This is a genomic window from Streptomyces sp. NPDC006430 (assembly GCF_040612395.1).
Classification (GTDB): Bacteria; Actinomycetota; Actinomycetes; order Streptomycetales; family Streptomycetaceae; genus Streptomyces.
This window is the reverse complement of record NZ_JBEXQA010000030.1, coordinates 1-20,264: the sequence shown is the minus strand read 5'-3', so window position 1 is coordinate 20,264 and position 20,264 is coordinate 1. Positions and strand designations below refer to the sequence as shown.

16 protein-coding genes, 1 rRNA gene and 1 pseudogene are annotated in these 20,264 nt (G+C 72.5%); 4 read left to right on the top strand and 14 right to left on the bottom strand.

What is annotated here, in order from left to right:
• The first annotated feature begins 31 nt into the window (after positions 1 to 31).
• Positions 32 to 1,414, top strand: coding sequence for an FAD-binding oxidoreductase (locus ABZZ20_RS29875; protein ID WP_356874886.1), 1,383 nt, complete (start codon positions 32 to 34; stop codon positions 1,412 to 1,414).
• A 9-nt stretch (positions 1,415 to 1,423) separates the two neighbouring features.
• On the opposite strand, the gene ABZZ20_RS29870 is transcribed toward ABZZ20_RS29875, so the two are convergent.
• Both ABZZ20_RS29870 and ABZZ20_RS29865 read right to left on the bottom strand, forming a co-directional pair.
• Positions 1,424 to 3,049, bottom strand: a complete 1,626-nt coding sequence (locus ABZZ20_RS29870) for an FAD-dependent oxidoreductase (protein WP_356874884.1) — start codon at positions 3,047 to 3,049, stop codon at positions 1,424 to 1,426.
• Between the two features lie 15 nt (positions 3,050 to 3,064).
• The gene (locus ABZZ20_RS29865; RefSeq protein WP_356874882.1) at positions 3,065 to 4,633 is read right to left on the bottom strand and encodes an APC family permease; all 1,569 of its coding nucleotides are present in this window, start codon (positions 4,631 to 4,633) and stop codon (positions 3,065 to 3,067) included.
• A 183-nt stretch (positions 4,634 to 4,816) separates the two neighbouring features.
• On the opposite strand from ABZZ20_RS29865, the gene ABZZ20_RS29860 reads away from it, so the two are divergent.
• Positions 4,817 to 6,439 carry a PucR family transcriptional regulator gene (locus ABZZ20_RS29860; RefSeq protein WP_356874880.1) on the top strand — a complete coding sequence of 541 codons (1,623 nt, stop codon included), beginning with the start codon at positions 4,817 to 4,819 and terminating at the stop codon, positions 6,437 to 6,439.
• Between the two features lie 44 nt (positions 6,440 to 6,483).
• On the opposite strand, the gene ABZZ20_RS29855 is transcribed toward ABZZ20_RS29860, so the two are convergent.
• The 5 genes from ABZZ20_RS29855 to ABZZ20_RS29835 all read right to left on the bottom strand — a co-directional run bounded on the left by ABZZ20_RS29855 (position 6,484) and on the right by ABZZ20_RS29835 (position 11,742).
• Positions 6,484 to 7,605, bottom strand: a complete 1,122-nt coding sequence (locus ABZZ20_RS29855) for a glycosyltransferase family 4 protein (protein WP_356874878.1) — start codon at positions 7,603 to 7,605, stop codon at positions 6,484 to 6,486.
• 266 nt (positions 7,606 to 7,871) lie between these two features.
• Complete coding sequence (gene recN / locus ABZZ20_RS29850; protein WP_356874876.1) at positions 7,872 to 9,635, bottom strand: DNA repair protein RecN; 1,764 nt, start codon at positions 9,633 to 9,635, stop codon at positions 7,872 to 7,874.
• 37 nt (positions 9,636 to 9,672) lie between these two features.
• On the bottom strand, positions 9,673 to 10,620 hold the full coding sequence (locus tag ABZZ20_RS29845) for an NAD kinase (RefSeq protein ID WP_356874875.1): 948 nt from the start codon (positions 10,618 to 10,620) through the stop codon (positions 9,673 to 9,675).
• Positions 10,617 to 11,432 (bottom strand): TlyA family RNA methyltransferase, encoded by an 816-nt coding sequence (locus ABZZ20_RS29840; protein WP_356874873.1) that lies wholly within the window; start codon positions 11,430 to 11,432, stop codon positions 10,617 to 10,619. The genes ABZZ20_RS29845 and ABZZ20_RS29840 overlap by 4 nt, the downstream gene beginning before the upstream one ends.
• Positions 11,433 to 11,439: 7 nt before the next feature.
• Positions 11,440 to 11,742: a hypothetical protein gene (locus ABZZ20_RS29835; protein WP_356874871.1), complete on the bottom strand. Its 303-nt coding sequence runs from the start codon at positions 11,740 to 11,742 to the stop codon at positions 11,440 to 11,442.
• Positions 11,743 to 11,807: 65 nt separating this feature from the next.
• On the opposite strand from ABZZ20_RS29835, the gene ABZZ20_RS29830 reads away from it, so the two are divergent.
• Positions 11,808 to 12,155, top strand: a complete 348-nt coding sequence (locus ABZZ20_RS29830) for an SCP2 sterol-binding domain-containing protein (protein ID WP_356874869.1) — start codon at positions 11,808 to 11,810, stop codon at positions 12,153 to 12,155.
• A 33-nt stretch (positions 12,156 to 12,188) separates the two neighbouring features.
• Here the strand turns inward: ABZZ20_RS29830 and ABZZ20_RS29825 are convergent, their stop codons facing one another.
• The 4 genes from ABZZ20_RS29825 to ABZZ20_RS29810 are packed head-to-tail and all read right to left on the bottom strand — an operon-like array spanning position 12,189 to position 16,225.
• Positions 12,189 to 13,052 carry an ABC transporter ATP-binding protein gene (locus tag ABZZ20_RS29825; protein ID WP_356874867.1) on the bottom strand — a complete coding sequence of 288 codons (864 nt, stop codon included), beginning with the start codon at positions 13,050 to 13,052 and terminating at the stop codon, positions 12,189 to 12,191.
• Complete coding sequence (locus ABZZ20_RS29820) at positions 13,049 to 14,110, bottom strand: iron chelate uptake ABC transporter family permease subunit (protein ID WP_356874865.1); 1,062 nt, start codon at positions 14,108 to 14,110, stop codon at positions 13,049 to 13,051. Before ABZZ20_RS29820 ends, ABZZ20_RS29825 begins: the two co-directional genes overlap by 4 nt.
• On the bottom strand, positions 14,107 to 15,153 hold the full coding sequence (locus ABZZ20_RS29815; RefSeq protein ID WP_356874863.1) for an iron chelate uptake ABC transporter family permease subunit: 1,047 nt from the start codon (positions 15,151 to 15,153) through the stop codon (positions 14,107 to 14,109). The genes ABZZ20_RS29820 and ABZZ20_RS29815 overlap by 4 nt, the downstream gene beginning before the upstream one ends.
• Before the next feature lie 37 nt (positions 15,154 to 15,190).
• Positions 15,191 to 16,225: an HAD-IIA family hydrolase gene (locus ABZZ20_RS29810; protein WP_356874861.1), complete on the bottom strand. Its 1,035-nt coding sequence runs from the start codon at positions 16,223 to 16,225 to the stop codon at positions 15,191 to 15,193.
• Positions 16,226 to 16,334: 109 nt separating this feature from the next.
• Here ABZZ20_RS29810 and ABZZ20_RS29805 point away from each other — a divergent pair, with 109 nt between their 5' ends.
• A complete protein-coding gene (locus ABZZ20_RS29805) occupies positions 16,335 to 17,606 on the top strand; it encodes a DUF1015 domain-containing protein (RefSeq protein ID WP_356874859.1) in 1,272 nt (423 codons plus the stop codon).
• A gap of 76 nt (positions 17,607 to 17,682) precedes the next feature.
• On the opposite strand, the gene ABZZ20_RS29800 is transcribed toward ABZZ20_RS29805, so the two are convergent.
• From ABZZ20_RS29800 to rrf, 3 genes and pseudogenes are all read right to left on the bottom strand, one after another.
• A complete protein-coding gene (locus ABZZ20_RS29800; RefSeq protein ID WP_356874958.1) occupies positions 17,683 to 18,564 on the bottom strand; it encodes a tetratricopeptide repeat protein in 882 nt (293 codons plus the stop codon).
• Positions 18,565 to 18,702: 138 nt separating this feature from the next.
• Positions 18,703 to 19,278, bottom strand: a pseudogene (locus ABZZ20_RS29795) (RNA helicase); the annotation flags it as partial.
• An 895-nt stretch (positions 19,279 to 20,173) separates the two neighbouring features.
• A 5S ribosomal RNA gene (gene rrf / locus ABZZ20_RS29790) occupies positions 20,174 to 20,264 on the bottom strand; the annotation flags it as partial.

Genomic DNA, 20,264 nt, shown 5'->3' with positions numbered 1-20,264 from the left:
CGTACGCCAAGCCTCCGGAAGGACGGCAGCCATGGCACCCCTGTCAAAGGCCGGCACGGCCCTCGCCGCGCTCCGCGAGGATCTGGCCGGCGAGGTGTTCGCCCCGGGCGATCCGGGATACGACGGGGCCCGGACCATCTTCAACGCGATGATCGACCGCAGGCCCGCCGTCGTCGCCCAGTGCGAGAGCGTGGCGGACGTCGTCACGGCCGTGCGCTTCGCCAGGGACCTGGACCTGCACGTCGCCGTGCGCGGCGGCGGCCACAGCGTCGCCGGGATGTCCCTCAACGACGGCGGCGTGGTCGTGGACCTGCGCCGGATGCACGAGGTGAGCGTCCACCCGGCGGCCAAGGCGGTACGGGTCGGGGGCGGGGCCGTGATGAGCCACCTGGACCGGGCCTGCCAGCCGTACGGGCTGGCCACCACCGGCGGCCGGGCCTCCACCACGGGCGTGGGGGGCTACGTGCTGGGCGGCGGTACCGGCTGGGTGGACCGGAAGTTCGGGCTGGCCATCGACAACCTGCTGGGCGTGGAACTGGTGACGGCGGACGGCTCGGTCGTGGAGGCGACGGCGGAGGAGAACCCCGAGCTGTTCTGGGCCCTGCACGGCGGCGGCGGGAACTTCGGCATCGCCACCTCGCTGACCCTGCGCCTGCACGAACTGCCGGTGTTCTCCGTAGCCATGGTGTTGGCCCTGCCCGAGCACGGGCCCGAACTGGCCCGCGCCTACCGCGACATCATCGAGAACGGTCCCGACGACGCAGCCGGCGGCGTCATCTACATGACCGGCCCGCCGGCGGAGTTCGTCCCCCCGCACCTGGTCGGCACGCTCCTGATCGGCGCGCTGATCACCTACACCGGCCCCGAGGAGGAGGTCCGCGCGCTCGCACAGCCGCTGTTGTCCGTCCCGCACGAAGTGGAGATGGTCACCGCGCTGCCGTACGCGGACTTCCAGTGCCAGTTCGACGACCCTCCCGACCTGCGCAACTACTGGTCGGCGGAGTACCTCACCGGGGCCCCGGACGAGCTGCTGGACGTGTTCTGCGCCCGCGCGGACAGCATGCCGGTGCCGTCGGGCTGCCAACACGTGCTCTTCCCCCAGGGCGGCGCCATCGCCGCGGGCCCGGCCGAGTGGCCGGTCCCGTACCGTGACGCGCCCTGGGTCGTCCACCCGTTCGGCATCTGGGAGGACCCGGCCGACGACGAACGGGCCATCCGCTGGGTCAAGGACGTCCGCGCCGACGTACAGCCGTGGAGCACCGGGGCGGTCTACCTGAACTTCACCGGTGACGAGGGTCCCGAACGCCTGGTGGCGGGCTTCGGCGCCGAGAACCTGGCCCGGCTGGGCGCGGTGAAGCAGATGTACGACCCGGACAACGTCTTCCGCTTCAACCACAACATCAAGCCCGCCTGAGCGACAGGGTCAGCTGAGGGCGGCGATCACCTCGCGCGCCGCCCGCTCCCCCTCGGTGGCCCCGCCTTCCATGAAGCCCTGGAAGTCGTAGCTGCAGTGCTCGCCGCCGATGTGGATCCGACCCTGCGCGGTGCCCTCGTACTTGGCGTACCGGTGCAGGTAGCCGACCGGCCAGTACGAGTACGCGCCGAGTGAGTACGGGTTGCGGTGCCAGGCGGACAACTGCGCCCGCCCGTTCCAGACGGCCTTGGTGCCCGGGAAGAAGGCGTCCACTCCGGTCAGCACGCGGCCGGCGAGGGAGCGTACGTACGGATCGGACTCGGTGGCGAACGGGGTGGCCGGGGTGAGCGCCCCGGCCAGGCTGCCGCCGCCGTACTGGAGCAGGATGCCCCCGTTGCCCGGCTGGACCTTGGTGGTGTCCCAGGTCTGCTGGACGTCCGAGTCGGTGAAGCAGTCGCCGGCGGAGACCCCGGGCCAGGGGCCGGTGCCGCGCCAGGGCCGGGCGGTGAACTGCATGTTGAGCTTGGTGCAGAAGCCCATCCGGGCGTCGCGCAACAGGTTCTTCATCAGCGGGTCGAAGCCGGCGCCGGAGAGGTCGATGCGCTGGAGGATCGGCAGCGGCAGGCACAGGACGGTGTGGTCGGCGACCACCGTCCGCGTCGCGCCGGCGTCGTTGAAGGTCAGCGTCTGCGTGCCGTCGGAGGCCACGCGCACGGCGACCAGTTCGCGGCCCATCACGAGCGAACCGGCGGGCAGGGCCTGGGCGATGGCGTTCGGTAGCTGGTCGTTGCCGCCGGTGATGTGGTAGCGCTCGTTGGACAGGCCCCAGACGTTGAAGTTGCCCGGGTTGGGCTGGTAGCCCATCAGCAGGACCAGGGCGAGCGCGGACTGCTGGTCGGTGTCCGCCCCGTACTCGACGTTGTAGGCGACGTCGATGAAGCGGCCGAGCTGCGAGCCGTGGCCGCCGGGGATCCGGGTCTCGATCCATTCGTACAGCGTCATGTCGTCGAGGGCGGTGCCGGCCGGGGTGGAGGAGTTCCAGGAGACCTCGCCGGCCTCCTGGAGGTCGCGGTGCAGCGCTTGGTAGACGGCCTTGAAGTCCTCGTCGGCCTGGGCGCGCGAGTAGTAGACCCCGTTGAACCAGAGGACTTCCTCGGCCCCGTTGGGACCGCCGCCGAGGAAGTCCTCGGTGGGCAGGTTGAAGCGGCGGCACAGTTCGAGGATCTTCTTGTGGCTGGTGTCGATCAGCTCGCCGCCGATCTCGGAGGTCTGCCCGTACGCCCAGTGGGTGCGCTGGGACCACATGCGGCCCCCGACCCGGCTCGGATTGGCCTCGTACAGGGTGCAGTCCACCCCGGCGTCCCGGAGGGTGAGGGCTGCGGTGAGCCCGGAGATGCCGGCGCCGACGACGGCGACGCGGGCGGGGGTCACGGGCTTGGGGGCGGGGGCCGTTTCGACCGCACGGGCGGTCGCGGAGGAGGCCAGGGCGCTGCCGAGGCCGAGCGCGGCGGCCCGGCCGAGCAGTTGACGGCGGCCGAGACCGCGGACCTCGGCGACCGGCAGGGCGAGCCGGCGGGCAGCGGCGTGCTCGGCGGCCAGGCGCTGGAGCGCGTGCATCAGGGGCGTACGGGCCATGGCGGCGGCTCCTTCTCAGACGTTCGCGGCGGACGGGGCGGAGGGCGCGGGCGGGGCGGAGGGCGCGGGTTCTTCGGCGCGTTCGGCGGAGTCCTCCAGGACGACGCGGCCGATGATCTCGTAGCGCTCGGGGGCCTTGTACTTCAGCCAGAGTCCGAGCCCCAGCCCGCCGAAGAACACGACTCCCACGATCCACGGGATCAGCGTGAAGAAGAACGAATCGGCGGCGAGGCCGGCCGCGGTCTTCATGTTGACCAGCAGCAGCACGACCACGGCGGTCATGCCGAACCCTCCGAGCAGCGGCGCCGTGAACGTGCGGAACCAGTGCCGGTCCTCCGGGTGGTTCTTGCGGAAGTAGCCGATCACGGCGAAGGAGCACAGGGTCTGGACGATGAGGATCGCCATCGTGCCGAGGATCGCGAGCAGCGTGTACAGGTGGATGTACGGGTCCTGCCCCGTCAACCAGAACAGCGCGACCAGAGCGGTGGCGATGGCGGTCTGGACGACGGAGGAGAGGTACGGCGAGCCGTGCTTGGCGTGCGTCCGACCGAGCGCCGGGTGCAGGAAGCCCTCGCGGCCGATGGCGTACAGGTAGCGGGCGGCGCACTGGTGGAAGGCCATGCCGCAGGCGAAGGAGCCGGTCAGCAGCAGCCACTGGAACGCGTCGACGGCCCAGGCGCCGATGAAGGTCCGGGTGGGGGCGAAGAAGAGGTCGAGGGGGCTGGTGGAGGCGGACAGCGCGACGGACTCGGCCAGACCGTTGCCCGCGATGGTCATCCACGAGACGTAGATGTAGAAGAGGCCGACGCCCACCACGGAGATCAGGGTGGCCCGCGGGATCACCCGCTTCGGATCGCGGGACTCCTCCCCGTACATCGCGGTGGACTCGAAGCCGACCCAGGACCAGAAGGCGAAGAAGAGGCCGAGGCCGGCGGAGGTGCCGGTGAACGCGTGCTTGGGGTTGACGGGCTCGACCGGGATGCCGTCGGGGCCGCCGCCCGCGATCAGGACGGCGGTGGCGACGGCGAACAGGACGGCGATCTCGGCCACGAGCATGACGCCGAGCGCCTTGGCTGTGAGGTTGATGTCGAAGTGCGCGAGGGCCGCGGTGACGGCGAGCATCCCGGCCGCGTAGACGATCCAGGGCAGGTCGACGCCGAGCTGGTCGTGGACGGTGGTCTTGGCGAAGTAGGAGAAGACACCGACGATCGAGGCCTCGAAGACGATGTAGGCGAGGACCGCGAGCATGCCGGAGGCCATGCCGGCGATCCGGCCGAGGCCGTGCGAGATGTAGCCGTAGAAGGCGCCGGCGGCGGTGATCCGCTTGGCCATGGCGACGTAGCCGACGGCGAAGACGGTCAGGACGACGGTGGCGAAGAGGTAGCCGGCCGGGGCTCCGGTGCCGTTGCCGAAACCGACCGCGATCGGAAGGTTGCCGGTCATGGCGGTGATGGGCGCCGCGGTGGCGACGGCCATGAACACGACGCCGACGAGGCCGACGGAGTTGGCCTTCAACCGGTGGACCTGCGGGGCCTGAGGGCTTCGTGGTGCGTCGGGTCCTCTGCCGGTGGTACCTACGCTCATGGCGACCTCGTTCCTGTCGGGAGGGGCGCCACTCAACCCGTACGTGACGCAGACCACAATCGGCACGCGGTCCGATAATCTCCTTGCAGAGCAGACGAGTTGTCGGGCCGGACGGGGGCATATCGGGCCCCGTAACCGCCCGGTGATGTGCGGGGAACAAGGTGGCCGGTAGCGTCCCGCGCTATGGACAACCAGGGCGGGATCACCGTTCAGCGGGCACTGGAGCTCCCCGGACTGCGCAGCGGACTACCGGAGGTGGTGGCCTGCGCCGACCGCCTCGGACGGACCGTCCGCTGGGTGCACGCGGGCGAGGTGCCGAACATCGCGTCCCTGCTCAAGGGCGGGGAACTGCTGCTGACCACGGGACTGGGCCTCGGCACCCGACCCGCCGAGCAACGTGCCTTCGTACGCCGCCTCGCGGACCGGGGGATCGCCGCGCTGGTGGTCGAGCTGGGCCCGCGCTTCACCAGGCTCCCCGCGACGTTGGTCGAAACGGCGCGGGCGGCGGGGCTGCCGCTGGTCCAACTCCACCGGGAGGTCCCCTTCGTCGCGGTGACGGAGGAGATCCACACCGAGATCGTCAACCACCACTACGCCCTGCTCCAGCGGGCCGAGGAGGTCCACCGGCGCTGCACCGAGGCGCTGCTGGGCGGCGGCGGCATCCCCCAGGTGCTGCGCATCCTGGCCGACTTCACGGGCAACCCGGTGTTCCTGGAGACCCCCGACGGCCAACTGCTGTACGCGGCCGGCCCGGCCTCCGGGGAGGCGGCGGCGGACCCGCTCCAGGTCTGGGAGGGCCTGCGGGGCCAGCGCCAGGCGGAACCTTCGGCCAACGCGGTGCTGGTCGACGTCCCCGGCGGCGGCCACGGCACGGGCTCGGTCCGTGCCCGGGTCGTCCTCCTGGCCGTCTCGGCCCCGCTCCTTCCCGTACACCGGATGGCGGCCGAGCGGACGGCGGGCGTACTGGCCGTCGTCCTGATGCAGGCACGTCAGGAAGAAGAGCTGGCGGCGCGCGGTCGCGGCGACTTCCTGACGGACCTGGCGGAGGGGCGCATCAGCGCCGAGGACGCCCCGGGGCAAGCCCGCGTCCTGGGCTTCAAGCCCGGGGCGGGACCGTTGCTCCCCGTCGTGATGCGCCTGTCCTCCGACCTCGGACCGTCCGGGAACTGGGCGGTCCTGGCCCGCGCGGTGCTGGAGGAGTTGTCCTCGGTCGGCGTACCGGTCCTCCTGGGCGTGCGCCCGGTGGAAGGGCGGGTGCCGCTCCTGGTCTCGCTGCGGAACGAATCGGAGCGCACGGCAGTGGCCGACCGGGTCGCGGCGGCGTTGCGGGCGGGCGTGGAACGAGCCGGCCTCGACCGGGCGGCGGCCCCGCCGGCGGTGGTGGTCGGCGTCGCGGGCGGCTGGGCGGCGGCGTCCTCGGGGCTGCGTCACGCGGCGGAGACCGCCACGGCGGCCCACGGCCTCCCCGCCCGCGCCTGGTACGACGCCCGGCGGCTGGACATCGACCTGCTGCTGTGGCGGCTGCGCGAACACCCCGACCTGGCGGCCTTCGTGGACCGCGCGATCGGTCCCCTGCGCGTACACGACACCACTTCCCGGCCGCCGCTCCTGCCCACCCTGGAGACGTACCTGGCGCACGCCGGCCGCAAGGCGGAGACGGCGCGCGAGCTCCACCTCAACCGCCAGACCCTCTACAACCGTCTGGCCCGCATCGCGGAGCTCCTCGGCACGGACCTGGACGACCCGGAGACGGTCCTCTCCCTCAGCCTGGCCCTCCGCGCCCGCCGCCACGTCTCCCCTGCCTGACGCGCCGCTCGCTCGCACGCCTCGGCGCCGGCGGCGCGCAGCGACTAACGGCGCTGGCGTTCCATCAGTTCGTCGTACACCGACAGGATCTGCGCCACCGTGTCGTCCTCCGACGGCCAGGTCGCCGCCTGTACCCGCCCCGCCTCGGCCAGCGCGGCCCTCCGCGCCGGGTCCGCCAGCAGGTCCGCCACCGCCGAAGCCAGCGCCCCCGGATCCCCGTACGGAACCAGCACCCCCGCCTGCCCGACCAGCTCCGGCACGCCCCCGACCGCCGTGGCGACCAGGGGCACGCCCGCCCGCAGCGCCTCCTGCGCCAGCATCGAGCGCGCCTCCCACCGGCTCGTCAGCACCGCCAGGTCCGCCGCCGCCAGCAGTTGTGCCGCATCCCGGCGGCGCCCCAGCAGGCGCACCGGCAGACCCTCCGCCTCGATCCGCCGGGTCAGCTCTGCGCGCTGTGGGCCCTCCCCCGCGATCACCACCAGCGGTACCGGGTCGAGTACGCGCCACGCCCGCGCCGCGTCCAGCAGCAGGGAGTACCCCCGGCGTTCCACCAAGCTCCCGACCGCGATCAGCAACGGCCGCTCCACCGCGCCCAGTTCTGCCCGCGTCTTGCCCGTGTCCGCTGTGGGGTCCGGGCCCGCCGGGCCCATCGGCACGGCCACCGGTGCCAGGCGTGCGTCCCGTGCGCCGCGCGCCCGCGCCAGGTCCACCTGCTCCGAGGAGGCGCCGAGGACCACCGCTGCGGCCCGCGCCACACGCCGCTCCAGTACCCGGCCCAGCCGTCCGAACGCCCCTTCGACCGTCGGCCCGCCGCCGTTCCAGGTCACCACGAGCGGTACCCGGCGCCCCCGCAAGGCCAGTGCGGCCCGCATCCCGGCCCGCACGCCGTGCGCGTGCACCACGTCCGCCCCGGCGCACACGGTGCGCAGCGCACTCACCGCGTCAGGGGTGAACTGCGCCCCGGCGCCGGTGAAGTCGTACTCGCCCTCCGCTTCGACGGGCGCGCACACCGTCACCCGCACCCCGCGTGCGGCGAGCCCGGTCGTGAGCGACCGGACGTGCGCGCTGCTGCCCGTGCCGGCGCCGCCGAGCACTTGGACGGTGCGTAGCGGCGGTCCCCCGTACGGCTGCGCGGGGACCGGGATCGAGACCGGGGAGCTGCTCACGGGCCGAAGCTCCAGGGTGAGGGAGGCAGAGACTCCGCCCAGGATGCCAGTCCGCACGCGCGTTCCGGGACCATACGGGTGCGGATCCCGCAGGAGATACCGCGACACACCCCCGAGCCTCACTCACACGGCGTAGCGCGCGTCACCCCGGCGTATCCGAAGAGGGCCCGGAACGTCACCGTCCCGGGCCCTCTTCGACTGCCTCATGGCCGCCCCCGTCGTGCGCCCGCCAGTGCTGCGGTCGGAAAGGTTCACCGGCCACAGCACTAGGCGTCCGCGCGCGCCGCCGCCAGTAGTTCTTCGGCGTGCGCCCGCGCAGAGGCCGAGTCCTCGTGCCCCGCCAGCATGCGGGACAGTTCGCGGATGCGGGCCTCGCCCTCCAGGACGGTGACACCGCTCCTCGTCACCGATCCGTCGTTGGTCTTCTCCACCAGCAGTTGCCGGTCCGCGAAGGCTGCCACCTGCGGCAGGTGCGTGACGACCACGACCTGCGCCGACTTGGCCAGCTTCGCGAGCCGTCGCCCGACCTCGACCGCCGCCTTGCCGCCGACGCCCGCGTCGACCTCGTCGAAGAGGTAGGTCGGCACCGGGTCGGAGCCCGCGAACACGACCTCCACCGCGAGCATGACGCGTGACAGTTCACCGCCCGAGGCGCCCTTGGCGATCGGCCGCGGCTGGGCTCCCGGGTGCGGGGCCAACAGCAGTTCGACCTCGTCCGTGCCCGAGGGCCCGTACGCGACGGGACGGCCGTTCACCTCCACGCCGTCGGGGTCCTCCACCTGCCGGATGTCGATCGTCACCCGCGCGTGCGGCATCGCCAGCGACGCCAACTCCTGGGTCACCGCCGACGCGAACCGCGTCGCCGCCTCCACCCGGGCGTCCGTCAGCGCCTGAGCCAGCAGCGACAGTTCGGCCTGCAGCCCGTCCCGCTCGGCGGTGAGCTCCGTGATCCGCTCGTCGTCGCCGTCCAGCTCCAGCAGCCGCGCCGAACTGCGCTCGGCCCACTCCAGCACGGAGTCGATCGAGTCGCCGTACTTGCGCGTCAGTTGGGTCAGGGCCGCCCGCCGTTCCTCCACCGCGGCCAGTCGCAGCGGATCGGCGTCCAGGTCGTCGGCGTAGCCGGCCAGCTCTCCGGCCACGTCGGCCAGCAGGATCCCGAGCTCCCCGATCCGCTCCGCGAGCACGCCGAGGGCCGCATCGTGCGACCGTACGGATTCCAGGGCCCGGTGTGCGCCGGCGACGAGCGTGTTCGCGTCGACGCCCTCCGGGTCCTCGACGTCGCCGGCGAGCGCCGCGTGCGCGAGCTGTGCCGCGGAGGCCAGGGACTCGGCGTGGCCGAGCCGCTCGGCCTCGGCCGCCAGCTCCACGTCCTCGCCGGCCAGCGGCTCCACGGCCGCGATCTCCTCCAGGCCGAAGCGCAGCAGGTCGGCCTCCTGGGCCCGCTCCCGGGCCCGGGTGGTGATCTCGTCGAGTTCGACGGCCACCGCGCGCAGCCGCCGGTAGGCGGCCCCGTACTTCTCCAGCGGGACGGCGACCGCGTCCCCGGCGTACCGGTCGAGGGCCTGCCGTTGCCGCGCCGGCCGCAGCAGGCCCTGCTGGTCGGTCTGCCCGTGTACGGCGACCAGGTCGTCCGCGAGCTCGCCGAGCAGGCCGACGGGCACGGAGCGTCCGCCGACGTGGGCGCGGGAGCGCCCCTCGGCGGACACGGTCCGGCTGATCAGCAGGGCGCCGTCGTCGAGCTCGGCCCCGGCCTCCTCGGCACGAACGGCGGCGGGCGCGTCGGGGCGCATGACGATGCGGCCCTCCACGACCGCCGCCTTGGCCCCGATCCGTACCAGGGCCGGGTCGGCGCGACCGCCGAGCAGCAGGCCGAGGCTGGTGACCACCATCGTCTTGCCCGCGCCGGTCTCGCCGGTCACCGCGGTGAAACCGGGCGACAGCTCGACCACCGCGTCGTCGATGACCCCGAGCGACCGTATCCGCATCTCCTCAAGCACGGGACGACGATACCGAGGTTTCGCGGGTGCCATGTGACGTCACCCGTCGGGAGTCTCCCGAACGGATGTGCTATTGATGGGGCGCTCCGCGCCATCCCGACACCGGCAGCGCGAACTTCGCGACGAGCCGGTCCGTGAACGACGCGTGGTGCAGCCGGGCGAGGCGCACCGGCACCGCACCCCGCCGGACCTCCACCCGAGCCCCGGCCGGCAGCTCCAGCATCCGCCGCCCGTCGCACCACAGCACCCCGTGCGGAACCCCGGTCTGCACCTCCACCGCCAGCACCGAGTTCGGCGAGGTCACCAGCGGCTTCGCGAACAGCGCGTGGGCGCTGATCGGCACCATCAGCAGCGCCTCCACCTCCGGCCAGACCACCGGCCCGCCCGCGGAGAAGGCGTACGCGGTCGAGCCCGTCGGGGTCGCACAGACGATCCCGTCACAGCCGAAGCCGGACACCGGGCGTCCGTCGACCTCCAGCACCACCTCAAGCATCCGCTCGGGGGACACCTTCTGGACGGCGGCCTCGTTCAGCGCCCAGTCCCGGTGGACCACGTCGCCGTTCGTCCGGACGAGCACGTCGAGGGTCATCCGCTCCTCGACCTCGTACGCCCGCGTCACCACTCGGTCCACGACCTTGTCCAGGTCGTCCCGCTCGGCCTCCGCGAGGAACCCCACCCGGCCCAGGTTCACGCCCAGCATCGGCACCCCCGAGCCGCGCGCGAACTCCGCGCCGCGCAGCAGGGTCCCGTCGCCGCCCAGCACGATCAGCAGCTCACAGCCTTCCAGCACCTCGGGGGTGCACTCGCTGACCAGCTCCACCTCGGGCGGTAGCGGCAGGTCCCTCGCCTCGTACTCCACGACCCGCACGCCCAGCCCGCTCTTCAGCAGCCCCTGCACGACCAGTTCGGCGCTGCGGATGGCAGCGGGCCGCCCGGTGTGCGCGAGCAGGAAGACGGTGCGTCCCGTCGTAGAACCCGATGTAGCCGACGTATCCGATGTATCCGCTGAATCTGTCACTGCGGCCCCTCCGCCACTGCACGGTCAACATCCGCCGGGTCGAGTGCCGGTGCCCCCGCCCGCAGCCACAGAAAGTACTCGACGTTCCCCGACGGACCGGGCAGCGGACTCGCGGTCACCCCGAGCACGCCGAGCCCCAGCTTCGCCGCCTGCGCCGCCACCTCGCGCACGGCCTCCGCCCGCAGCTCCGGGCTGCGGACCACACCGCCGCTGCCGAGCCGGTCCTTGCCGACCTCGAACTGCGGTTTGACCATCAGCACCAGGTCCGCGTCCGGCGCGCAGCACCGCACCAGCGCGGGCAGCACCAGGCCGATCGAGATGAATGACAGGTCACCGACGACCAGATCCACCGGAGCGCCGTCGAGCTGCTCGACCGTCAGCTCGCGGACGTTCGTACGGTCCTTGACGGTGACCCTCTCGTCGCTCTGCAGCGACCAGGCGAGCTGCCCGTAGCCGACGTCCACGGCCATGACGTGGGCCACTCCCGCGCGCAGCAGGACGTCGGTGAACCCGCCGGTCGAGGCACCGGCGTCCAGGGCGCGGCGGCCCTCGACGACCAACCCCTGTGGCTGGAAGGCCGCCAGTGCCCCGGCCAGCTTGTGGCCGCCCCGGGACACGTAGTCGGGGTCGCTGTCGTCCTTCAGGACCACCAGGGCCGCGCTGGTCTCGACCTGGGTGGCCGCCTTGGTCGCGGTGGCGCCGCCCACGGTCACCCGGCCCGCGGCGATCAGCTGGGCGGCGTGCTCGCGCGAGCGGGCCATGCTGCGGCGTACCAGTTCGGCGTCCAGGCGGCGGCGTGCCACTCCTGCCACGTTCGGTTCAGCTCCTGTTTTCGTACGGTCCGGGGACGGGCGGTGCGTCCAGCGCGGTCAGCGCGTCGCGCAACCCCCTGTGCACATCCTCGTACACCGCGACGTGTCCGTCCGCCGTGAGGTGGTCGGCATCGGCCAGCCGCTCCAGTTGGGCGTCCACCCCGCCGTGGCCGGTGGGCGTGCGCACGAGGCCCAGCGGCTCGGGCCCGGCGGTCGCTTCCGCGGCGGTTCCCGCGGGGGCGTCCCGTACGTCCCGCCCCTCTGGCGCGTCCGGTACCTCCACCAACGCGTCGGTCATGTCGTCGGTCATGCCCCGACGCTACCTCGAACCACCCGGGCGACGGCGCACGGCTCTGCGGTACGGTCGAGATCACGATGGCTACGATCGAGGAGTGCCGAGCCGCACTCGACCACCTCTCCGGCAACTTTGCACGGGCCGACGGCGACGTGCGCGGCGCAGCTGCGCTCGACCGCTCCCTGAGCTGCCACATCACCGACCTGGACCGGACCTTCACCGGCCGCCTCGACGGCGGCCGGATCCGGGTGGACGCGGTGTCCCCGGGCCCGCCCTCCGCCAAGGCCGACATCCGGCTCGCGATGACCGGCGACGACCTGGTGGCGATGGTGGCGGGCGAGCTGAAGTTCGCCAAGGCCTGGGCCTCGGGCCGGGTCAAGCTGGAGGCCGGCTTCCGCGACCTGCTCCGGCTCAAGAACCTGCTGTGACCCGGCCGCCGCGGCTCGCCCCACGGCCTGACGTCACGCGCCGGGCCGGGACTCCACCGCGGCGCGGACTCCCGTCGGCCGTCCGGCCGGGGACTTGCGGGCCGCCGGGATGACCAGCGGCGTCCCCGTCTCCGGATCGTCGATGATCTGGCAGCGCAGCCCGAACACCTCCTCCACCAGCTCCGCGGTGACCACCTCGGCCGGCGGTCCCTCCGCCACGACCTCGCCGCCCCGCATCGCGATCAGGTGCGTGGCGTAGCGGGCCGCGTGATTGAGGTCGTGGAGCACGGCGACCAGGGTCCGCCCCTGGTGCTCGTGGAGTTCGGCGCACAGGTTCAGCACGTCGATCTGGTGCTGGATGTCCAGGTACGTGGTCGGCTCGTCCAGGAGCAGCAGCGGCGTCTGCTGCGCCAACGCCATCGCGATCCACACGCGCTGGCGCTGCCCGCCCGAGAGCTCGTCCACCGCCCGGTCCGCGAGCTCGGCGACCCCGGTCGAGGCCATGGACTCCAGGACGATCCGCTCGTCCTCGGGTGACCACTGCCGCAGCAGCCCCTGGTGCGGGTACCGGCCGCGCGAGACAAGGTCGGCGACGGTGATCCCGTCCGGGGCGATCGAGGACTGCGGCAGCAGGCCCAGGGTCTTGGCGACCTTCTTGGCCGGCATCGACCCGATGGCCTGCCCGTCCAGCAGGACCCGCCCGGCGGAGGGCTTCAGCATCCGCGACAGGGCGCGCAGCAGGGTGGACTTGCCGCAGGCGTTGGGCCCGACGATCACCGTGAAGGAGTGGTCGGGGATCTCCACCGACAGGTTCTCGGCGATGACCCGCTGCTCGTAGCCGAGGGTCACGTTCTGCGCGGTCAGCCGCTGCACGTGCGTACTCCTTGGGTTGCTCATACACGTCCCGCCCTGCGCTCGGTGACGAGCAGCCAGAGCAGGTAGACACCGCCGACCAGCCCGGTCACCACACCCACCGGCAGCTGGTCGGCGCCGAAGGCGCGCTGCGAGGCCCAGTCGGACACGAGCAGCAGGACGGAACCCATCAGCGCGCCGGTGAGCAGGTTCGACCCGGAGGAGCGGGTCAGGCGCCGGGCCAGCTGGGGCGCGGCCAGTGCGACGAAGGCGATGGGGCCGGCAGCCGCGGCGGCAGCGGTGGTCAGCAGCACCGCCGCCAGCATCAGCAGCATCCGCGTACGTTCCACCCGTACCCCGAGGGCGTACGCGGCGTCGTCGCCCATCTCCATCATCCGCAGGGCCCGCCCCTGCCCCAGGACCAGTGGGAAAAGCACCGCACAGGTCACGAGCAAGGGCCACACCTGGCTCCAGTCCCGGCCGGCGAGCGAGCCGGTCAGCCAGACCATCGCCCGAGTGGCCTCGACGAGCTGGGCCTTGGTCAGCAGGTAGTTGATGGCGGCGACGAGCATCGCGGAGGTACCGATGCCGACCAGCACCAGCCGGTAGCCGTGGATGCCCCGCTTGTACGACAGCACGTAGACGAGGATTCCGGCGAGCAGCCCGCCCACCAGAGCGCCCACCGCGACCGCGGTCGCACCGCCCTTGAACAGGACGATCACGGTGAGCGCGCCGACCGCCGAGCCGTACCCGAAGCCGAGCAGGTCCGGGGAGCCGAGCGGGTTGCGGGAGACGGACTGGAAGACTGCCCCTGACATGCCGAGGGACGCACCGACCAGCAGGCCGACCAGCACCCGCGGCAACCGGAGGTCGTTGACGATGAAGTCGTGCGCGGGAGTGCCGTTGCCCCACAGGGTCTGCACGACGTCCCACGGCGCGATCTCGAAGTCGCCGGTGCCGATGAGGACCACGGACATCACCAGCGCGGCGACGGCGAGCAGCAACCCGATCGCCAGCGCACGCGGCTCCACCCGCAGGGACAGTCCGCCGGGGCCGCGCAGGGGACGGGACGCGGGCTTGTCCGCCCGGAGTTCGACGGTCAAAGCTGGGCCATCCTCTTGCGCCGGACCAGGTGGATGAAGACGGGGCCGCCGATCACCGCGGTGACGATGCCCACCTGGAGCTCGGCGGGCCGGGTGACGACCCGGCCGATGACGTCCGCACCCAGTAGCAGAGCGGGTGAGAGGACCGCCGAATAGGCGAGCACCCATCGCATGTCGGGCCCGGTGACGATCCTCGCCAGGTGCGGGATCATCAGCCCGATGAAGACGATCGGCCCGCAGGCCGCGGTGGCCGCCCCGCACAGCAGCGTGATGGCGACCACGGCGCCGATCCGGGTCCGCGCCAGGTGGGCGCCGAGGGCCCGCGCGGTGTCGTCGCCCATGGCCATCGCGTTCAGCGGCCGGCCCAGCGACAGGGCGATCACCGCGCCCACCAGCAGGAAGGGCGCCACGTGGCGGACGGTGTCCATGGTGGCCGAGGCCAGGGAACCCACCGTCCAGAAGCGCAGCTTGTCCAGCGCCTTGGTGTCCATCAGCTGTACGGCGTTGATGTAGCCGACCAGGGCCGCGCTGGCCGCCGTACCCGCGAGCGCGAGGCGCACCGGTGTCGCACTGCGGCTGCCGCCGAGCACGTAGACCACGACGGAGACGACGGCGGCGCCGAGGAAGGCCCACCACACGAACTCGCTGAGGGAGGAGGCCCCGAGGAAGCTGATCGCCGAGACCACGGCGGCCGCGGCGCCCGCATTGACGCCGAGGATGCCGGGCTCGGCCAGCGGATTGCGGGTCAGCGCCTGCATCACCGCACCGGAGAGGCCGAGTCCGAGCCCGACCATCAGCCCGAGGAGGGTCCGCGGAACCCGCAGATCGCGCACCACCACGTCGGACGGGGTTCCCGCGTAGTGGAACAGACCGTGCCAAACCTGGTCGAGGGGCATCTGTTTGGCGCCCACGGCGATGCTCGCCACCGCAATCAGGGCCAGCACCGCGAGGGCACCGAGCAACCCGACGAGGCGCGCCGCTTGCCGTGGGCGGACGGCGGCGACCGGCGCCGCGCTCGGTTCGGGGGGACTCTCGACCAACACGAAAGTTAGGTTAGCCTACCCTCCACCCATATTTTGCTCAGAGCCCGATCCTGGCCAGCGCCTTCCCCGCGTCCAACGTGCAGGAGCCATCGCCCGCCTGGGTCCAGGCCGCCGCGCACAGCGCCCGCAGCCCGTCGATCGGATCGCCCTCGCCCCGCAACTCCAGTACGTCCGCCATCACGAGCGCGGTCCAGCCCCCGCACCGGAAGCAGCCCTCCCCGTCCTCGGCCACCTCCGGCTGCCCCGTCAGCAGTCCGCGCAGATCACGGTCCACATAGGTCGGCCGGTGCTTCGGCTCGGCCCGCAGCAACCGTGCCGCGTCCGTCACCCCGGTCAGCACCAACAGCGAGTCCACCTCCCCGTTGGTGGCCCCCTCGATGTCCGTGTCCAGTCGGTCCCCGACCACCAGCGGGCGCTCCGCCCCGGTCCGCAGCACCGTCTCCCGGTGCATCGGGGGCAACGGCTTCCCCGCCACCTGCGGTTCCGCGCCCGTGGCGATCCGTACGACCTCCACCGCGGCCCCGTTCCCGGGACCGATCCCCCGCGCTCCCGGAATCGTCAGGTCGGTGTTGGAGGCGTACCACGGCACCCCGCGATTGATCGCGTACGAGGCCTCCGCAAAGCGCGCCCACGGCAGGTCGGGCCCGCCGTACCCCTGGGCAACCGCTGCCAGCCCCTCCTCGTCGGCCGACTCCACCGGCACCAGGCCCCGCTCGCGCAATGCCACCCGCAGCCCCTCGCCGCCGATCACCAACACCTTCGACCCCGGTTCCACCTGTTCCGAGATCAGCCGGGCCACGGCCTGCGCCGAGGTGATCACCTCACCGGGTTCGGTCGGAATGCCCAGCTCGCCCAGGTGCTCGGCCACGGCGTCCGGAGTCCGCAGCGCGTTGTTCGTGACGTACGCGAGGTGCATCCCGTCGGCCCGGGCCGCGGCCAGCGACTCCACCGCGTACGGGATGGCCTCACCACCCGCGTACACGACACCGTCCAGGTCCAGCAGGGCCGTGTCGTACGCCTGGTGCAGGCTGCGCTCGCTGCCCGCCGGACTGGTCCTGCTCTGCCGGGTCATTCCGTCGGCTCCCTATCCGCTCGATCCTCGACCGAACTCGACTGCATGTGTCCTGCGGTCTTCCTCACCCGATCATCCCGCATCGCGAGACGCGTCTTACCATGCACCAATGACCACAACTGGTACTGCGGACGACGGGCTGCGCCTCATTCCCTTCCACGGACTGCGCTACGTCCCGGAGCGCGTCGGCAGCCTGGCCGCCGTCACCTCACCGCCGTACGACGTGGTCGTGCGCCCCGACGGAGTCGACCACCTCGAATCCGCCGACCCGCACAACATCGTCCGCCTGATCCTCCCCCAGGCCGACAGCCCCGAGGCACGCAACGAGCAGGCCGCACACACCCTGCGCGACTGGCTCTCCCGGGGCATCCTCAGCGCCGACCCCGAACCGGCGCTCTACGTCTACGAGCAGCGCAAGGGCGGCCTGCTCCAGCGCGGCCTGATCGGCGCCCTCGCCCTGTCGAAGGCCGACGCCGGTATCGTCCTGCCGCACGAGGACGTCATGCCGCACGTGGTCACCGACCGGGCCGGCCTGATGCGGGCCACGTCCGCCAACCTCGAACCCCTCCTGCTCACCTACCGCGGCGACGACGCCGAGCTCGGCGCCGCGGAGGTCGTCGAGCGGACCTCCCGGCGCACGCCCCTGCTGTCCACCACCACCGAGGACGGCTTCCAGCACCGGCTCTGGGCCGTCACGGACCCCGCCGACCTGACCGCGGTCACCGCCGGCCTCGCGCACCACCAGGCCCTCATCGCCGACGGCCACCACCGCTGGGCGACGTACCTGCGCCTCCAGGAAGAACACCGGTCCCCCACCCCGTGGGACTTCGGCCTGGTCCTCCTCGTCGACACGGCCCGGTACCCGCTCCAGGTCCGCGCCATCCACCGGATGCTGCGCCGCCTCCCGGTGGCGGACGCCCTGTCCGCGGTCACGGGCCACTTCCGGGTCCGCCCGGTGGACGGCCCGCTGCCGCTCGCCATGGAGGCCCTCGCGGACGCCTCGGAACGGGGCAACGCCTTCCTCCTGGCCGGTGACGGCACCTTCCACCTGGTGACCGACCCCGATCTGGACCTCCTCGAACGCACCGTGCGCCGCGACCGCCCCGAGGCCTGGCGCCGCCTGGACGCGACCGTGCTCCACGCGACCCTGCTCGACGCCCTGTGGCAGATCCCCGACACCCCCGACCAGATCACGTACATCCACGACGCAGCCGCCACCGTCGCCATGGCCCAGCGCCACGGCGGCACCGCGGTCCTGTTGCACCCGGTACGGGAGGAAGTCGTCCGGGACCTGGCCCGCCAAGGCGTCACGATGCCCCGCAAGTCGACCTCCTTCGGGCCGAAGCCGGCCACGGGCCTGGTCCTGCGCAGCCTGGACTGACCGCCTCCCGGGCCGGGCCCGGACATGAGGAAGGGCGGTACCCCCGGTGGGGTACCGCCCTTCCTCATGTCATCGCTCAGGCCTGGTCACGGCCCTGTTCCTGCTCGTCGTCCTCGTCCACGACGACGACCTCGTCGGTGACGTCGACGTCGGAGTCCGCCTCGGACGCCTCCAGGGGCTCGTACTCGTCGTCGTCCTCGTCGTAGTACTCGGCCTGGTCGGACGCGCGCTCGGCGGCAGCCACTTCGGCGTCGTCCTGCTCGTCGTCCTCGTCGTCCGCGTCCTCGTCGACGTCCACGTCCGCGTCCACGTCGAGCTCGTCGGACTCCAGCGCGTCGACGAACTCGACCCCGTCCAGCTCGGCGAGCCGGTCGGAGGCGTCCATCGCCCCGTCCTTGTCCGCCTCGACCGTCTTGGCGAACCACTCGCGCGCCTCGTCCTCGCGACCGGCCGCCAGCAGGGCGTCCGCGTAGGCGTAGCGCAGGCGTGCGGTCCATGGCTGCACGCTGTTGGAGGCCAGCTCCGGGCTCTGCAGGGTCACGATGGCGGCGTCGAGCTGCCCCATGTCCCGCCGCGCACCGGCGGCGACCAGACGCATCTCGACCTGGCCGGCCTTGTCCAGCTTCTGGACCTCGGGCTCGCCGGCCATGGCCAGCGCGCGCTCGGGGCGGCCGAGGCCGCGCTCGCAGTCGGCCATGACGGGCCACAACTCGACGGACCCGGTCATGCGCTTGGCTGCGCGGAACTCCGCGAGCGCCTCGCTGTACTTCTGCGTGGCGTACGCAGCGAAGCCGGCGGCCTCGCGCACGGCGGCGACGCGGGAGGCCAGCCGCAGGGCGATCCGCGAGTACGCGTACGCCTGCTCCGGGTCCTCGTCGATCAGCCGGGCCACCATGACCAGGTTCCGGGAGACCTCCTCGGCCAGCCCCTTCGGCAGGCTCAGGAGCTCCTGGCGCACATCGGCGTCGATTTCGAGGCCGGTGACGTCCTCGTCGATGGGGAGACGCTTGACCGGATCCCGGTCGCGGTCGGCACGGTAGTCGCGGTCGCCACCACGGTCATCGCGGCCACCGCGGTAGCCGCCGCGGTCGCCACCACGGTCGTCACGCCCGCGGAACCCGCCACGGTCGTCGCGACGCGGGTAGGACGGACGGTCCCCACCACGGTCGTCACGACCACCACGGAAACCACCACGGTCGTCATCGCGGCGCGGGTAGGACGGACGCCCACCGCGGTCGTCGTCGCGGCGCGGGTAGGAGGGACGCTCGCCACGGTCGTCACGGCGGAAGCCACCACCGGCCGGACGCTCGCCACGGTCATCACGGCGCGGGTAGGACGGACGGTCGCCACCGCGGTCGTCACGACGCGGGTAGGAGGGACGGCCGCCACGGTCGTCGTCGCGGCGCGGGTAGGAGGGACGCTCGCCACGGTCGTCACGGCGGAAGCCACCGCCGGCCGGACGCTCGCCACGGTCATCACGACGGAAGCCGCCACCGGCCGGACGGCCGCCACGGTCATCGTCGCGACGCGGGTAGGACGGACGGTCCCCACCGCGGTCGTCACGACCACCACGGAAACCTCCACGGTCGTCATCGCGGCGCGGGTAGGAGGGACGCCCACCGCGGTCGTCGTCGCGGCGCGGGTAGGAGGGACGCTCGCCACGGTCGTCACGGCGGAAGCCACCGCCGGCCGGACGCTCGCCACGGTCATCACGACGGAAGCCGCCACCGGCCGGACGGCCGCCACGGTCATCGTCGCGACGCGGGTAGGACGGACGGTCCCCACCGCGGTCGTCACGACCACCACGGAAACCTCCACGGTCGTCATCGCGGCGCGGGTAGGAGGGACGCCCACCGCGGTCGTCGTCGCGGCGCGGGTAGGAGGGACGCTCGCCACGGTCGTCACGGCGGAAGCCACCGCCGGCCGGACGCTCGCCACGGTCATCACGGCGCGGGTAGGACGGACGGTCGCCACCGCGGTCGTCACGACGCGGGTAGGAGGGACGGCCGCCACGGTCGTCGTCGCGGCGCGGGAAGCTGGGGCGCTCGCCACGGTCATCACGGCGGAAGCCACCACCGGCCGGACGCTCGCCACGGTCATCACGGCGCGGGTAGGACGGACGGTCGCCACCGCGGTCGTCACGACCACCGCGGAAACCACCTCGGTCGTCATCACGACGCGGGTAGGACGGACGGTCCCCACCACGGTCGTCACGACCACGGAAGCCGCCGCCAGCGCCGGCGGGACGCCCACCACGGTCATCGCGACGGAAACCGCCACCACTGGACGGTCGACCACCGCGGTCGTCGCGGCGGAAGCCACCACGGTCACCGCCACGGTCGTCACGGCCCCCGCGGTAGCCGCCCCTGTCACCGCCGTCGTTGCGACGAGGCTCGCGCTCCGGACGATCGTCGGGAGAGTTGGACATGGGTGTGACTCCTGTCTTCGGGGTACCGCTAGTCATTCTCGCGCAACCAGCCCATGGCCGCGCTTCGGCGTAAAAGGTAAAAACAAAAAGGACCCTTGGTCCAGCGTTGAACGCTGGACCAAGGGTCCTTTGAAAGATTGTTCGGCGGCGTCCTACTCTCCCACAGGGTCCCCCCTGCAGTACCATCGGCGCTGAAAGGCTTAGCTTCCGGGTTCGGAATGTAACCGGGC